This is a genomic window from Enterococcus sp. DIV2384 (genome assembly GCF_050534975.1).
GTDB lineage: Bacteria > Bacillota > Bacilli > Lactobacillales > Enterococcaceae > Enterococcus > Enterococcus faecalis.
The window spans coordinates 491,690-506,374 of the sequence record NZ_CP172905.1 but is presented as its reverse complement, the minus strand read 5'-3'; the positions used below and the strand labels follow the sequence as shown (position 1 = coordinate 506,374).

14 protein-coding genes are annotated in these 14,685 nt (G+C 37.6%); 2 read left to right on the top strand and 12 right to left on the bottom strand.

The features are described from left to right. Positions 1-194: 194 nt before the first annotated feature. The gene (locus IGK54_RS02485) at positions 195-338 is read left to right on the top strand and encodes a hypothetical protein (RefSeq protein WP_002366184.1); all 144 of its coding nucleotides are present in this window, start codon (positions 195-197) and stop codon (positions 336-338) included. Positions 339-531: 193 nt separating this feature from the next. Here the strand turns inward: IGK54_RS02485 and IGK54_RS02480 are convergent, their stop codons facing one another. The 5 genes from IGK54_RS02480 to ptcA form a co-directional block, all read right to left on the bottom strand. After that, positions 532-2,118 carry an amidase family protein gene (locus IGK54_RS02480; RefSeq protein ID WP_048949571.1) on the bottom strand — a complete coding sequence of 529 codons (1,587 nt, stop codon included), beginning with the start codon at positions 2,116-2,118 and terminating at the stop codon, positions 532-534. A gap of 196 nt (positions 2,119-2,314) precedes the next feature. Beyond that, a complete protein-coding gene (gene arcC / locus IGK54_RS02475; protein WP_002355590.1) occupies positions 2,315-3,244 on the bottom strand; it encodes a carbamate kinase in 930 nt (309 codons plus the stop codon). A gap of 11 nt (positions 3,245-3,255) precedes the next feature. Further along, a complete protein-coding gene (gene aguA / locus IGK54_RS02470; protein WP_002364800.1) occupies positions 3,256-4,353 on the bottom strand; it encodes an agmatine deiminase in 1,098 nt (365 codons plus the stop codon). After that, positions 4,346-5,722 (bottom strand): APC family permease, encoded by a 1,377-nt coding sequence (locus IGK54_RS02465; RefSeq protein WP_002355588.1) that lies wholly within the window; start codon positions 5,720-5,722, stop codon positions 4,346-4,348. Before IGK54_RS02465 ends, aguA begins: the two co-directional genes overlap by 8 nt. A gap of 66 nt (positions 5,723-5,788) precedes the next feature. After that, on the bottom strand, positions 5,789-6,808 hold the full coding sequence (gene ptcA / locus IGK54_RS02460) for a putrescine carbamoyltransferase (protein WP_002355587.1): 1,020 nt from the start codon (positions 6,806-6,808) through the stop codon (positions 5,789-5,791). A gap of 398 nt (positions 6,809-7,206) precedes the next feature. Here ptcA and IGK54_RS02455 point away from each other — a divergent pair, with 398 nt between their 5' ends. Continuing rightward, complete coding sequence (locus tag IGK54_RS02455; protein WP_016615336.1) at positions 7,207-8,052, top strand: helix-turn-helix domain-containing protein; 846 nt, start codon at positions 7,207-7,209, stop codon at positions 8,050-8,052. A 42-nt stretch (positions 8,053-8,094) separates the two neighbouring features. Here IGK54_RS02455 and IGK54_RS02450 read toward each other — a convergent pair whose 3' ends face one another. From IGK54_RS02450 to gatC, 7 genes are all read right to left on the bottom strand, one after another. Further along, positions 8,095-8,412, bottom strand: a complete 318-nt coding sequence (locus IGK54_RS02450; protein ID WP_002355583.1) for a thioredoxin family protein — start codon at positions 8,410-8,412, stop codon at positions 8,095-8,097. A gap of 139 nt (positions 8,413-8,551) precedes the next feature. After that, the gene (locus tag IGK54_RS02445; RefSeq protein WP_002355577.1) at positions 8,552-8,680 is read right to left on the bottom strand and encodes a hypothetical protein; all 129 of its coding nucleotides are present in this window, start codon (positions 8,678-8,680) and stop codon (positions 8,552-8,554) included. Continuing rightward, positions 8,681-10,054, bottom strand: coding sequence for a 23S rRNA (uracil(1939)-C(5))-methyltransferase RlmD (gene rlmD / locus IGK54_RS02440; RefSeq protein ID WP_002361260.1), 1,374 nt, complete (start codon positions 10,052-10,054; stop codon positions 8,681-8,683). Positions 10,055-10,253: 199 nt separating this feature from the next. Then, positions 10,254-11,342, bottom strand: coding sequence for a diacylglycerol kinase (locus IGK54_RS02435; RefSeq protein ID WP_002355572.1), 1,089 nt, complete (start codon positions 11,340-11,342; stop codon positions 10,254-10,256). Between the two features lie 18 nt (positions 11,343-11,360). Further along, positions 11,361-12,791, bottom strand: a complete 1,431-nt coding sequence (gene gatB / locus IGK54_RS02430) for an Asp-tRNA(Asn)/Glu-tRNA(Gln) amidotransferase subunit GatB (protein ID WP_002358703.1) — start codon at positions 12,789-12,791, stop codon at positions 11,361-11,363. Continuing rightward, positions 12,791-14,260 (bottom strand): Asp-tRNA(Asn)/Glu-tRNA(Gln) amidotransferase subunit GatA, encoded by a 1,470-nt coding sequence (gene gatA / locus IGK54_RS02425; RefSeq protein ID WP_142957330.1) that lies wholly within the window; start codon positions 14,258-14,260, stop codon positions 12,791-12,793. Before gatA ends, gatB begins: the two co-directional genes overlap by 1 nt. After that, a complete protein-coding gene (gatC, locus tag IGK54_RS02420; protein WP_002355569.1) occupies positions 14,260-14,565 on the bottom strand; it encodes an Asp-tRNA(Asn)/Glu-tRNA(Gln) amidotransferase subunit GatC in 306 nt (101 codons plus the stop codon). Before gatC ends, gatA begins: the two co-directional genes overlap by 1 nt. Between the last annotated feature and the right edge of the window lie 120 nt (positions 14,566-14,685).

The following is a 14,685-nucleotide window of genomic DNA, read 5'->3' as shown; positions in this document are numbered from 1 at the left end:
AAACTTTTCTCTGTTGACGTCTCAATAAGAGTACTCCGTTTTAAAAAACAAGTCAATCAGATTTTGGAATAAAAAGAAGATTTTAATACTATATATTGATTGGTAAAATAATAAAATACTACATATAGTTATTTCGCAAGCTTTCTGATATCCTTTATTGCCACAATATTTTCTTCATCTTGTTTTAATCTTCTATGTATTCATGGATTTGTTTCCATCTAATAATTCCTGCAGCAGAACCCTTTACGACGGTAGCGCTCCAAATTAATGTTGTGAAAGCGGAAGCAACCACACATATTCATGCTTCAAACACAGCCATCGTTCACTCTTTTTATTGATATGCTTAAAAATTGACGGCCTTATTTCTCGAATCTGGCCACTTATTAACTTATTACATGAAAACATTCGCCTAAAAAAGCAAAAAAAAAAACGACTAACCTAAATAATCGACCTACAAACAATTCCTTTCATTTGTAGGTCGATTATCTTTATTAGGTTTGATACGGATGTTTCGCCATTCCTAGTTTCCCTTTACTGATCATCTCTATTTATTTTTTTACTGTTTGCCAACAGCTCGTTGTCTGAAAGTACTATCCGTCCTTTGGTACTTTGTTCAAAGCTGTAAGCTTGCTCAAATAACGTTTGCTCTTTATTGGCAGTTTGTGTAAAAGTCAGCCCATAAGGTTGTCCTTCACTGTTTTTCGCCAAAGGAACAGTCAATTCAGGATATCCTGCCACAGCACTTAAACCCGTACCTTCAGAATCAATAAAGGCATATCCGTCTAATTGTTGTTTTTTTAGCAACGCATCAAACGTTTGCTGTGCTTTTTTAATGGTTGTTTGAATGATTTCTTTATCTGGTTGTTTCTTTTTAACATCTGCTTCTAATAAATCTTGCCCATACTTGGCACGAACCTTTTTATCTTGTTGATTATACGCAATTAGTTCCTCCAGTGTTTTAAATGGTAAGTCATAACGTTTCGCAAATTCTTCCAATGCAAACTTAAATTCATTGGAAATAACTTTCCCGCCATCAATCCCTTCCATGTCTGGTGTTACCGGAATCACTTCTGCTCCAGCTTTTTGGAGGGCCTTTTTAGCAGTCGCAAATTCTTCTTCAGCACTCGGCATTTCTAGCAAACCAATGCGTTGACCTTGTAAGTTATTTTTAGTAAATTTCGTTGAATCAATGCTCGGAACCGTGTCTTTCTTAAACGCATTATAGCCTTGCGCAGCATCAACGACACTTCGGGCAATCGGGCCAACTGTATCTAATGACGGTGCCAATGGCAAAACACCTTCGCCACTTACTGAACTGTGGGTCGGTTTAAAACCAACCACTGATTGATGAGAAGCGGGGGAAACAATCGATCCCATCGTCTCAGTGCCTAAAGAGAAGGCGCCGATATTCATCGTCACACTAGCCGCACTCCCAGAACTTGAACCTGAAGGTGTTATTTTGAGTGGCCCATAAGGATTAAGTGTTTGTCCATGTTTGGAACTATAGCCACTTGGTGCTTTCATTGACATATAATTCGCTAGTTCAGATAAGTTTACTTTTCCTAAAATCAAAGCTTGCGCCTCTGTTAACTTCTTAACTACTTCCGCATCTTCCTTAGGCTTGAACGTGCGTAAGGCATAAGCTCCTGCACTCGAAATCATGTTGGTCGTATTTATATTTTCTTTCAAAGTCACAGGAATACCATACAAAGGCTTTTTCGGTGTTTGAGAGGCTTGCTGGTCAAATGCCTTGGCTTCCTTAATTGCTTGCGGATTGATTTCAGAGATGCTGTTCATGCCATTATCTATTTGATCGAACTGTAAAATACGGTCCAAATAAAACGCCGTAAGTTCTTCATAGGTCAATGTTCCGTTGGCAATCGCTTGCTGTAATTCAGTGATATTTTTTTCAATAATCAACGGTGCTTTGGTCCGAGCTTTTTGTACATCTGTTTCTTTTAATTGGTCTTCAATCGTTTTAACGATTCTCTCTTGATTGTACATTGCTGGGGTTTCTGCCTCAGGAGTGAACTTTTTGAGTATAAACCAATACGCTGCAGCTCCTATTATGACTAACAAAACAGCAATTATTCCGATTACTTTTAAAAATTTAGACATTTTTATCCTCCTATACCATTTAAAGATTATCTTACTATGTTTATTTTTGCATGACAACTAACAGTTTTGTTCGTTAAAAAGACAAAATAAAGAGTAGGACATCCGTCAAAACGACCGATGTCCTACTCTCTAACGATTAAGATAGTCCGCTAAATGCGTTTGTTTTAGTCTTTTGTGAAAATTAAATACTGAGAATTTATTGTGTAATTCGTGTACCACTTTCTCCTTTGATTGCTTCCGAAGCTAATTCTAAAAGCCCGATAATCGCCTGGCGGTTTGGTTTACTTTCTGCAAAACTGATGGCCGCTTCCACCTTAGGTAACATACTACCTGGCGCAAATTGATTTTCTTCTATATATTGTTGCATTGCCGTAACCGTAACATCAGTCAAAGCTTGTTGATTTGCTTGACCAAAGTTAACAAAAACATGTTCTACTGCAGTTAATACCACAAAAACATCTGCTTCAATGAGTTCAGCCATTTTTGCTGCCGCAAAGTCTTTATCAATGACTGCATCTACACCATGATAGACTGGACCATCATAGGCAATAGGAACCCCGCCACCACCACAAGCAATTACGATTTGTCCTGCATCAACAAGTGTTCGCAAGCTAACTTTTTCGTAAATATCGACTGGTTTTGGTGAAGGAACTACCCGTCGCCAGCCTCGACCCGCATCTTCTTGATAGACGTTCCCAGTTTCCGCCATCAACTGTTTGGCTGTTTCTTCGTCATAATAACCACCAATTGGTTTTGTTGGTTTTGTAAACGCTGGGTCTTTCGGATCCACCACGACTTGTGTAATTAACGTAACAACTGGTTGTTCCCCTAAATTTCTGGCTACTAGTTCTTCATCAATTGCTTGTTGTAAATGATAGCCAATATAGCCTTGGCTCATTGCTGTGCATTCAGGAAACGGCACGACATCTTCTGGAGATTGACTCGTTTCCTCAAAAGCTAAGCGAATTTTGCCAACTTGTGGCCCGTTGCCATGAGCAATCACCACTTGATGGCCTTGTTCAATTAAATCAACAATGGATTTTGCAGCGGTTTGTGCTTTTGCCAATTGTTCTTTCGAAGAATTTCCTAACGCATTTCCACCTAATGCAATCACTATTTTTGACATCTATTTCCCTCCTAGCGCTTTGGTTCTTGTTGTGTGATACAATGAATATTGCCGCCCCCATAAACAACTTCTACCGTATTAACGCCGACAATTTTTTTATCTGGGAACATCGTTTGAACTTGCTCTAAAGCCAAACGATCATTTTCATCACCATACTGTGGCACAATCACGCCATCATTTGTAATTAAAAAGTTCATATAGGATGCGATACAAATATCGCCATCTTCTCGTGGCATGGTTCCTTCCACGAAATCAATTTTGAAGGAGCCTTTAATGGTTACATTTTTGACAGGACAGCATAATTTGTGGACTTTTAATTGGCGTCCCTTAGCATCAGTCATTTTAAGCAAACGTTGATACGCATCTTGTGCCGCTTCATAAAATGGGCTATTTTGATCTTCGGTGTAAATACAAGCCACTTCACCAGGTGCAATAAAACAAGCTACATCATCCACATGACCATTGGTTTCTTCTGGGTCAATTCCATCACCTAGCCAAAGAACTTTTTCAACATTTAAATAGTCGCATAATTTTTGTTCGATTGCTTCTTTTGAAAGTTGTGGATTTCGACCTTCACTTAATAAGCACATTTCTGTAGTCAAGACTGTTCCTTGTCCATCTACGTGGAATGAACCGCCTTCTAAAACAAAATCATCTGTACGATAAGAATCTACATGCTCAATTTCACAAATTTTTTGTGCAACCAAATCGTCTTGGTCCCAAGGGAAATATAAACCATCTACTAATCCCCCCCAAGCATTGAATGTCCAATCCACACCACGGATTTCTCCATGGTCGTTAATGACAAATGATGGTCCACAATCACGGACCCAGGCATCATTGTTTGACATTTCGTAAACCGTAATTTCTGGCGGCAATTGGCGACGGCAATTTTGAAATTGTTGTTGAGAAACCACCACATTCATCGGTGTAAACTGACTAATTGCTTTGGCCACATTAGTAAAAGCTTCTTGGACAGGTTTACCACCATCGCGCCAATTATCCGGTCTTTCTGGCCAAATCATCCAAACTTTCTCTTGTGGTTCAAATTCTCCTGGCATTCTAAAGCCATCTTGTTTAGGGGTACTTCCTACAATTCGTTTAGCCATTTTCTTTCGTTCCCTTCTTAATTTTTTTCACGTAAATAATTACTTCACCAAACAGAATAAAAATGATTGCCCCAATTGTGATTGGTAATTTTTCATTTAATGCTGCGGGACTAAAATCTAAAGGCACTGCTGTGAAAATCAGTGAAATAATAATCATAATCATTGGCAAAACCACTAAAACTTTTAAAAATCCTGGTTTTCCGTTAACTTTAAACGGACGTGGTGTATCGGGATCAATTTTTCTAAGCTTATAAAAAGCTGGGAAAACTGGGATATACGATAACAAGAATAGGACGACATTCAAGGAGAAAAAGGCCCAGAATAAATCTTGATTAGGTAAAATTGGTGCTAATACAATGACCACCGATGCCACAATGCCATTCATCAAAGCAGCCCCAATTGGCATGTCATTTTTCTTACTACGTTTTTCAAAAAATTTAGGCATGTCACCATTTTCAGCAGCATAACAAGCTGTATTATTGACTCCTAATGACCAAGAAATCATGTTGCCGAACAGCGTAAGAAGGAATAGGAAAGCCATCAACATAATGAACCAACCTTCTGTCGAGCCTGTCAATAGTTTAAAGCTATCCATCATACCACTGCCGGTACTAATTTGATCGGTGGGAATCGCTACCCCAATTCCAAAGGCTGAAAAAATATAAATGGCCGCAATGACTAACCCCGCTGCTACAATAGCTTGTGGAATTTGCTTCTTAGGATTTTCCATATCATCTGCAAACGTACAGATGACTTCAAACCCTAACAAATTAAAAATGATTACAGAAATAAAAGATAAACTCCTTAAGTCAAACGTTGGCAGCATTGATTTCAAGGTAAATTCATTGGCAACACCTTTCGTCAAGGCTACATACAACCCTAGCCCACCAATTAAGACTGCTAAAACCATCTTGATTACGGCAGCTCCATTTAGAATCCAGATACTGTCGCTGACTGGATAAAAACTAATCCAAACCACAATCCAAGTAAAAATTAATTCAACAATAATCATCATCGGTGTTGAAAACTTAATACCTGTAATTGTCGTTAATAGTTCTGGCGTCATAACGGCTAATGAAGCTAGCCACAATGGATAATTAATCCAATAATACCAAGAAACTCTGGCACCCCAACGATGACCATATGCTTTGGTCACCCAATCATAGATGCCCCCTTCACCAATATAAGTTGTTCCTAATTCTGATGAAATTAACCCATATGGCAATAGGAATGCAATTAATAAGAAAATCCACCAAAAAAACTGAGAATTACCAATTGCAGCAACAGGCGCCGCTGCTTCAGCAACGAAAACCACACAGATCACTGATAAAATGGCACTCGTTAAACTAAATTTCTTTTTCCCCTCCATGAAGACTCTTCCTCTCTTTATAAACTGTCCACTGATTCATTTTTTCAATCAGTGGACAGTTGGCCGTTAAATGCTTTGAGTGTCTAAGAAAACTTCTAGTTCTTTTTTCGCTTCTGCTTGCTTGATTAAATCATAAGGATTTTTTGCTTCATAATCATTCATAAGATATACTAATAAGCCACGAATAGATGTTAAACGGTTTTCTGCTTCATCGAAACAAATAGAATTTTTACCGTCAATCACTTCATCAGTTACTTCTTCCCCACGTGTTGCTGGTAAACAGTGCATGAATTTACAATTGGCACCTGCCCGATCCATCATTTCTTGATTCACTTGATATTTTGGATAGAAAACCTTCATACGTTCTTCTTCAGATAATTCCGCTTCGTACAAGCCATACCAAACATCCGTGTACAAGAAATCAGCGCCTTCAACAGAACTTGCATCATCTGTGACCAAAAAGCTACCGCCTGAAACTTCACAATTTTTTGCTAATTTCGCTTGATGCTCTTCATTTAATTGGAAACCTTCTGGACCGAAGTGAACAAAATTCATGCCCATTTTTGTTGTGATTAATCCTAAAGAAAAACAAACTTGTGTTGCATCTCCAACAAAGACAACTTTACAATCTTCTAATTTTTTGCCTTCTGGTAAATGCTCAACCATGGTACACAAATCACCTAATTCTTGGGTTGGATGATTGTAATCAGACATACCGTTAATGACTGGGATGGTAGCACAATTAGCTAAATCAACAATACTATGGTGACGTTCCACACGAGCCATCAAAATATCTACTAAACGTGACAATACGCGGCTGGTATCTTCAATCGTTTCATGTCCCCCTAATTGAATTTGACCAGGTGCTAAATATTCGCCATGTCCACCTAATTGTTCCATTGCAGTTTCAAAAGATACTCGTGTTCGAGTTGAAGATTGTTGGAAAATCATTCCTAAAGATTTGTTTTTTAACAGTTGCGGATAATACCCATTTTTAATCGCTTCTTTAATTTTTAATGATAAATCGACTAAATAGTGCATTTCCTCTTTCGTATATGTTTCTGTTGTAACGTAATCTCTTTTCATGATGTGTTCCTCCTAAAAGTTGTTTTTGTTTACACATCGACTTTACCAAGTTTAGCGAAGAGTTTACTATCCGCCAAAAGTCAGAAAACGCTTTCTTTTTTGGCGTAATTTTTCATTAAAAAAAGTTTATTTATGGTTATAAACCGTTGGTACACCAGGGGTTTATAAAAGTTTAGGCGGATTTCTCTCTAATTTCTGACCAATCATAGATTTGAAAATGGTATAATTATTTTGAAAAATCATTCACTTAAAATAAAAGATGAAAGGGGTTTCCAATCGTGACATTTGTTTTTATTTATAACATCTTGTTGATTATTTTATATTCGTTTACTTCAACCTTTACCTTAAATCTTTACTTGAAAAATAAACAACCGATTTTTTTATTGCTTCTCTTTTTAATGGTTATTTTTATTTGTGACAATGTGATTGTTTATATGACTGAGTTCATTAATTCGTTTGCAACCGAATATAATCAGACCTTTATGACCGCACCTTTTTTAAAGACCATCATTTTTATTTGTTGTAATTTTGCCTATCTGGCTATTATCAATACTATTAGTGGTCGTCCTTTTAAAAATTATCAATTTGTCTGGTTATTTTTAATTGGTTTATGGATGCTAGCTATTCCATTTTCACAAAATTCCGCCTTAAAAGTTTGGTTGTACTATTTACCCAATCAGCTATTTTTAATTTACCTTGGATGCTATGCGCTCTATCAATTACGAATAGATCCTTTATCAGCCCTTGCGAAAAAATATCTTCGTTTTATTGGTTGGCTAAGCATTGGTTTCGGTGTGGCGATTCTTTTGGAAGATACCTTCGTTATTTTTAACATTGACCAATATTCTGATATTGTCTTTAAAATTAACAACCGAAACGTTTCTGAAGATATTTATACAATCATTCTCTCGATCGCCATTATCTACTTCTGTAATCGTGATTTTCCTCTGTCGGTTCTTGAAAAAGACGCTGCTAAATTGGAAGAAAATCAATCAGATGAACCCGTACTTTTGGCGCCTTTTTGTGATGCCTATCAATTAACGCAGCGAGAACGAGAAGTGCTTTCGTTACTTTTAGAGTGCAAAACAAATCAAGATATAGCCAACGAACTATTCCTATCAATCGGGACAGTAAAAACACATATCCACAATATTTTCGTTAAATTAGAAGTAAGCAAAAGAGCAGAAGTTTTTGTCAGTTATCAACTTTTTTCTCAACAACAAACTGAACATTTAGCGAGATAATTAAAAAGGAAGCCTCTCCGTGATCGGTGGCTTCCTTTTTGATTAACTATTTTCTTGTACTTGTCGAACTCTCTTTTCAATTTCTTGAAAGTTAATAATTTTAGCTTGGCGATGAATTTCTTTTCCTTCATAGTATAAGATAATGGTCGGTGCAGAAAAAGCATTTAATTGTCCAATTATTTCTGGACTTTTATCAGCTTCTGCAATGTATGTAGGAAATTCATATTTTGTTGCAATTTTTTCGACAATCGGTTTATCAACTGTACAAACACTACAATTTTTTGCTGTCAAAAAGACGGCTTGTAGACGATTGTCTGTAATTTTTTCTTCTAATTCTTCTAATGTTGTTACATATTCCACTGAATAGCCCTCCTTGTCTTTTGTCTAAAATAACAGATTTACTAGCAAAATAACAACTTATTTGTTTGGCTAGGAATGCTTTAACAAAAAAGTTGTCGCCCATTTCATTAATGGGCGACAACTTTTTACTAATAACCGCTTATTTATTAAAAATTTTAGGCCCTTTGCGCATGTTTTTACGATCATTTTTGGGAGTTTCCATTTTTTTAGAACGGCCACCACCTTGTTTCTTTTTAATTAATTCTAACATTTTTTCTTTTTCATTCATTTAATCCACCGCCTTTGTTAATAACGTGACAGATTCAATGTGGGTCGTTTGTGGGAAATTATCCACTGGTTGAATTTCTTTTGCTTCATAGCCACCTTCTGTTAATAATGCAATGTCGCGAGCGAGTGTGGCTGGATTACAGCTGACATAAACAATTCGTTCAGGTTGCGTTTCAATTAATGTGTTTACTAATTGACCGTCTAACCCTTTCCGTGGTGGATCCACCACCACAACATCTGGTTGCAAGCCATTTTCAACTAATTTTGGCAATAATTCTTCCGCTAAACCAGCCGTGAAAGTGGCATTCTCAATGTTGTTTAATTTAGCATTATTTTCTGCATCTTTGACCGCTTCTTCAATTACTTCAATACCGTAAACTTGCTTTGCATCTTGGGCTAAAGTTAAGCCAATCGTCCCAATCCCGCAATAGGCATCCACCACAATTTCATTGCCTGTTAAAGCCGCATACTCTTTAACTTTTTGATACATCACTTCTGTTTGTTGTGGATTTACTTGATAAAATGAACGCGCGGAAATTTCAAATTTCAAATCAAAAATAGTATCTGTAATTTTTTCAGACCCATGTAATAAGATGGTTTCGTCGCCAAAAATGACATTGGTTCGTTTTGGATTTACATTTTGTACAATGCTGACTACTTCCGGAATAGCTTCCAAAATATCTGGCACAATTTTACTAATTGGGAATAATTTCGGTGTTCTCGTAATTAGAACAACCATCATCTCCCCAGTATGGTAGCCACGACGAACGACAATATGGCGTAAGTTCCCTGTATTATCAGATTCGTTATAAGGTTTTACGCTATATTTACGCATAATGTCACGGATTTTAACAATTGCTGCATCAATTTCTGGGTCTTGAATATAGAAATGTTCCATCGGAATTAAATCATGGCTATTTTTCCGGAAAAAACCTGTTTGTAGTTGGTTGTCAATTTTACGCACGGGAATTTGTGCTTTGTTCCGGTAATGCCACGGATCGTTCATCCCAATTGTTGGTAAAACAGGGACTTCTTGCAATTTAGCGACACGTTGCATAACATTTTCTACTTGTTGTGTTTTAAATGATAGTTGGGCGCCGTACGCTAAATGTTGCAACGGACTAATCCCGACTTTTGTAAAGTTTTCATCTTTCACGGGCACACGCTGTTCACTGCTTTTTAGGACAGTCAATACTTTCCCATAACCAAAACTTTTGCCTGTTTTTAAGACTTTGATTTCAAGTTTTTCACCTGGTAAGGCATTTTCAATAAACAATGGATAATGGTCCACTTTTGCCACGCCTAAACCTTCATGCGTCAAGTCAATGATTTCTACTTCAATGACGTCATTTTTCTTTACTGGATAATTTTTCATAAGTCGCTCCTTCTTTTTATACACTTCACTCATTCTAATGAAAATACCTAAGAAAAGCAACAACGAATTTTCATGGCGATTTAGCAATTCCGTTTGAGCTTTTTGGGTAAATAAAAGAATGAGATCCTTTCCCTTATTCAAAAAATAGCCAATGAAAGATCTTATCAACTAAATCTTTCATTAGCTATTCACGGACTACCTAGTGCTTTTCTTTTTCGGCAATCTTTCCATCGCCATCAATATCTTCGTCTGTTAGTCGTTCAACTTCTTTGACAAATTCTTTGCTGGCTTCGTTATATGCTTCTTCCTCTTCGTCTTCTGATTCTACGACAATCTCATCGCTACCAGTTAAGACAGAACCCATAATTGCATTGGACGGCAGTGCATCACCATTTGCAAAAATTTCAATGTGTTGATGCATATTTTTAAAGGTCATTGGAGCATCGCCTCCATATTCACCATCTAAATTAATCATCATTTTATTGTTCTTTTCTAACGTTTCTGCATGTAAATAGCTGGTCTTTGTATAGATTAGTCGATGATCTTCAACATGCTTTCCACCATTTAACATTAACGCAACTAAATGAAGAATCTCAAAAATATTGGCTGTTTTTACAATGATTAATGAAAACTTACCATCATCTAATTTAGCGTCTGGTACGATTTGCTCGAAACCACCCACCGAGTTAGTCAGACCTAGGAAAAACATTGATGCGTTGCCTTCGTATACACCTTCATCATATGTCATGCGCATTTTAATCGGCTTCACTCGCGGCAACATTTCGGCTCCTTTAGCTAAGTACGCTAAGTAACCAAAAATACTTTTCAACTCTGATGGAACTTCATAAGTCAGTTCCGTTAAATGACCACCCGCCGCAATATTGATAAAGTAATTTTTGCCGGCTTGGCCAATATCCATTTTGACAGTCTGATTTTTTTTAATCACTTCTGCTGCCTTAACGATATTATCACGAGGAATCTTCAATGCCCGTGCATAGTCATTCGTCGTTCCAGCAGGAATAATAGCCATTTTAGGGCGCCGCTTCAACGGAGCAATCCCATTCACGACTTCATTAATGGTCCCATCTCCACCTGCAGCTACTAGTAAATCAAATCCTGCCCGCGCAGCACGATGTGCTTCATTGCGTGCTGAATTTTCTTCTGGTGTGGTCGCAAATGCACTGGCTTCATAACCACATTCTTCTAAAATAGATAAAATATCGGCTAAGTTCTTTTTGATTAACTCTTTTCCTGACGTTGGATTATAAATCACTCTAGCTTTTTTCATGGTTTGCCTGCTACTTTCTTATCGTTTTGAAAGCTCTTCTTGCAATAACTTGTTAACCACACCTGGGTTTGCTTGTCCACGAGTTGCTTTCATAATTTGTCCAACAAGGAAACCAACTGCACGGTCTTTGCCGTTTTTAAAGTCATCAATTGATTGTTGGTTGTTGTCTAATACTTCGTTAATCATTGGTAATAATTGCGCTGGATCAGATAATTGAACAAGGCCTTTTGCTTCGACAACTTCTTTAGCGTCTCCACCATTTTCAATTAACTCTTTGAACACTTTCTTCGCAATTTTCGAGCTGATTGTGCCATCGTTAATCAAAGTAATCATACCCGCTAGATTTTCTGGTGTCAGTTTAGTATCGGCTAATTCAACTTTTTCACTGTTTAAGTAAGCAGAAACTTCGCCCATTAACCAGTTTGATGCTTGTTTCGCATCTGCACCGTTTGCTAAAGTTGCTTCAAAGAAATCTGACATTTCTTTCGTTAAAGTCAAGACCATTGCGTCGTATTCAGGTAAACCTAATTCACTGATATAACGGGCACGACGTGAGGCTGGCATTTCTGGCAAACTAGCGCGAACTTTTTCAATCCATTCATCATCAATTGAAAAACGAGGAACATCTGGCTCTGGAAAGTAACGGTAGTCACTTGAGCCTTCTTTAACACGCATAAGCAACGTTGTACTAGTTGCTTCATCAAAGCGGCGTGTTTCTTGTTGAATTTCGCCACCAGATAATAGGACTTTGGCTTGGCGTTTTTCTTCATAAGCTAAACCTTTTTTTACAAAGTTCATAGAGTTCAAGTTCTTTAATTCCGCTTTAGTACCAAATTCTTCTTGACCATACGGACGTAAAGAAATATTGGCATCACAACGCATAGAACCTTCTTCCATTTTCACATCAGAAACTTCTGTAAATTGGATAATTGAACGCAACGCTTCTAAGTAAGCATACGCTTCTTCTGGTGAACGCATGTCTGCTTCAGAAACGATTTCAATTAAAGGCGTGCCTTGACGATTCAAGTCTACATAAGAATAGCCATCTGTGCCGTGAATATTTTTCCCAGCATCTTCTTCTAAATGCACACGTTCAATCCGGATTTTTTTCTTTTTGCCTTCGACTTCAATTTCAATCCAACCATCATGTCCGATTGGTTGATCAAATTGAGAAATTTGGTATGCTTTCGGGTTATCTGGGTAAAAATAGTTTTTACGGTCAAAATGTGTTTCTTTTGAAATTTCACAGTTCAAGGCAAGTGCTGCTTTCATGCCAAATTCTAAGGCACCTTTATTCATGACAGGCAAAACACCTGGGTAACTCCAGTCAACCACATTTGTGTTGCTGTTTGGTTCTGCTCCGAAATGCGCTGGCGCAGAGGAGAAAATTTTAGAGTTGGTTTTCAATTCTACGTGGACTTCTAATCCAATGACAGTTTCAAAGTTCATTAATCGTTCCCCCCTAAAATGACTGGTTTTTTCGTATGGAAATCTGTCGCTTGTTCAAAAGCATAGGCTGCTTTATACATTGTATGTTCGTCAAAATGTTTTCCAATAATTTGTAAACCAACTGGCAAGCCTTCTGAGAAGCCTGCTGGAATGGACATGCCTGGTAGTCCTGCTAAGTTGACAGGAATGGTTAAAATATCATTCATATACATTGTGATTGGATCATTGATGTTTTCCCCTAGACCAAAGGCAACTGTTGGTGTGGATGGGCCAATGATTAAGTCATAATCCGCAAAGACATTCTCAAAATCTTGTTTGATTAGTGTACGGACTTGACCAGCCTTTTTAAAGTGCGCATCATAATAACCAGCACTTAAAGAGAAGGTTCCTAACATAATCCGACGTTTAACTTCTGTTCCGAAACCTTCAGAACGTGAATTAACATAGACATCTTCTAGATTTTGGACATTTTCGGAACGGTAACCATAACGAATACCATCAAAGCGTTGTAAGTTTGAACTTGCTTCTGAAGAGGCAATAATATAATAAACCGCTACGCCGTATTTAGAATATGGCAAACTAACTTCTTCCACCGTTGCTCCTAAAGATTTAAATGTTTCTGCTGCTTTTAATACCGCTTCACGAACATCCGATTGTACCCCTTCACCTAAGTATTCTTTTGGTAAAGCAATTTTCATGCCTTTGATGTCGCCAGTTAAATCTGCCGTAAAATCAGGAACAGAAACGCCTGCAGAAGTGCCGTCTTTTTCGTCATAACCACTAATTGCATTTAAAGCTAAGGCATTGTCTTTAACGTTTCGTGTCAATGGACCAATTTGGTCTAAACTTGAAGCAAAAGCAATCAAGCCAAAACGAGACACACGTCCATAAGTTGGCTTCAAGCCCACAATACCGTTGAATGCGGCTGGTTGGCGGATACTGCCACCTGTATCGCTCCCTAAAGAAACTGGGACTTGTCCGGCTGCGACAGCAGAAGCTGAACCACCAGAAGAACCGCCAGGAACTTTGGTTTGATCCCAAGCATTTTTTGTTTTCTTGAAGTAAGACGTTTCCGTACTTCCGCCCATGGCAAATTCATCCATGTTCAATTTTCCGACAGGAATCATATCTGCTTGATAGACTTTATCCATCACGGTCGCATCATAAATTGGGTCAAAATTGTGTAACATTTTTGAGCCAGCTGTTGTTAAAATATCTTTTGTGACAATGTTGTCTTTAATCCCAATAGGAATCCCAGCTAATGGATTACTTTCAGTGATGCCTTTTAAGTCAATCGCTTTGGCTAATGCCATTGCTTTTTCTTCACTAACTGTGATAAAAGAACCTAGTTGTTCTTCTGTATCTTGAATACGATTTAATGTTTCTTCGGTTAAATCAACTGCAGTGATTTCTTTTGAGACCAATAAATCATGTAACTCTGTTAACGATTTGTCGTATAATTTTTCCATTAGGCTCCTGCCTCCCCGTTATCCATAATTGCAGGCACTTTAATGTAACCATTCTCTGATTCCGGAACATTCCGCATTAATTCTTTACGGTCCATTCCTGGTGTCGCTACGTCTTCACGCATGACATTGATTGATTCATTCACATTTGAAGTAAAAGGAACCCCTGTTGTATCTACTTCTTCTAGTAATTCCACCATATCAATAATTTTATCTAGTTGATTGGTAAAGTCCGCTAATTCTTCTTCGGAGAAAGATAATTTTGATAATTTAGCGACATGTTTGACTTGTTCTTCTGTAATTGCCATAGATACCCTTCTTTCTATCATTTACTGAAATTTTCATTTTCAGATTAATCAATTGGATTGTATTTCTTTAAACAGCTTAGCACAGCTGTTCACTCTGTTCCTATTCTACCATAAAATGGT

Coding starts and splice junctions, on each gene's coding strand:
- IGK54_RS02435 (WP_002355572.1), bottom strand. CDS start 11,342: ATGAAAAAAGCTAGAGTGATTTATAATCCAACGTCAGGAAAAGAGTTA.
- aguA (WP_002364800.1), bottom strand. CDS start 4,353: ATGGCTAAACGAATTGTAGGAAGTACCCCTAAACAAGATGGCTTTAGA.
- gatA (WP_142957330.1), bottom strand. CDS start 14,260: ATGGAAAAATTATACGACAAATCGTTAACAGAGTTACATGATTTATTG.
- IGK54_RS02445 (WP_002355577.1), bottom strand. CDS start 8,680: ATGAATGAAAAAGAAAAAATGTTAGAATTAATTAAAAAGAAACAAGGT.
- ptcA (WP_002355587.1), bottom strand. CDS start 6,808: ATGAAAAGAGATTACGTTACAACAGAAACATATACGAAAGAGGAAATG.
- gatB (WP_002358703.1), bottom strand. CDS start 12,791: ATGAACTTTGAAACTGTCATTGGATTAGAAGTCCACGTAGAATTGAAA.
- IGK54_RS02455 (WP_016615336.1), top strand. CDS start 7,207: ATGGTTATTTTTATTTGTGACAATGTGATTGTTTATATGACTGAGTTC.
- IGK54_RS02485 (WP_002366184.1), top strand. CDS start 195: ATGTATTCATGGATTTGTTTCCATCTAATAATTCCTGCAGCAGAACCC.
- rlmD (WP_002361260.1), bottom strand. CDS start 10,054: ATGAAAAATTATCCAGTAAAGAAAAATGACGTCATTGAAGTAGAAATC.
- arcC (WP_002355590.1), bottom strand. CDS start 3,244: ATGTCAAAAATAGTGATTGCATTAGGTGGAAATGCGTTAGGAAATTCT.
- gatC (WP_002355569.1), bottom strand. CDS start 14,565: ATGGCAATTACAGAAGAACAAGTCAAACATGTCGCTAAATTATCAAAA.
- IGK54_RS02480 (WP_048949571.1), bottom strand. CDS start 2,118: ATGTCTAAATTTTTAAAAGTAATCGGAATAATTGCTGTTTTGTTAGTC.
- IGK54_RS02465 (WP_002355588.1), bottom strand. CDS start 5,722: ATGGAGGGGAAAAAGAAATTTAGTTTAACGAGTGCCATTTTATCAGTG.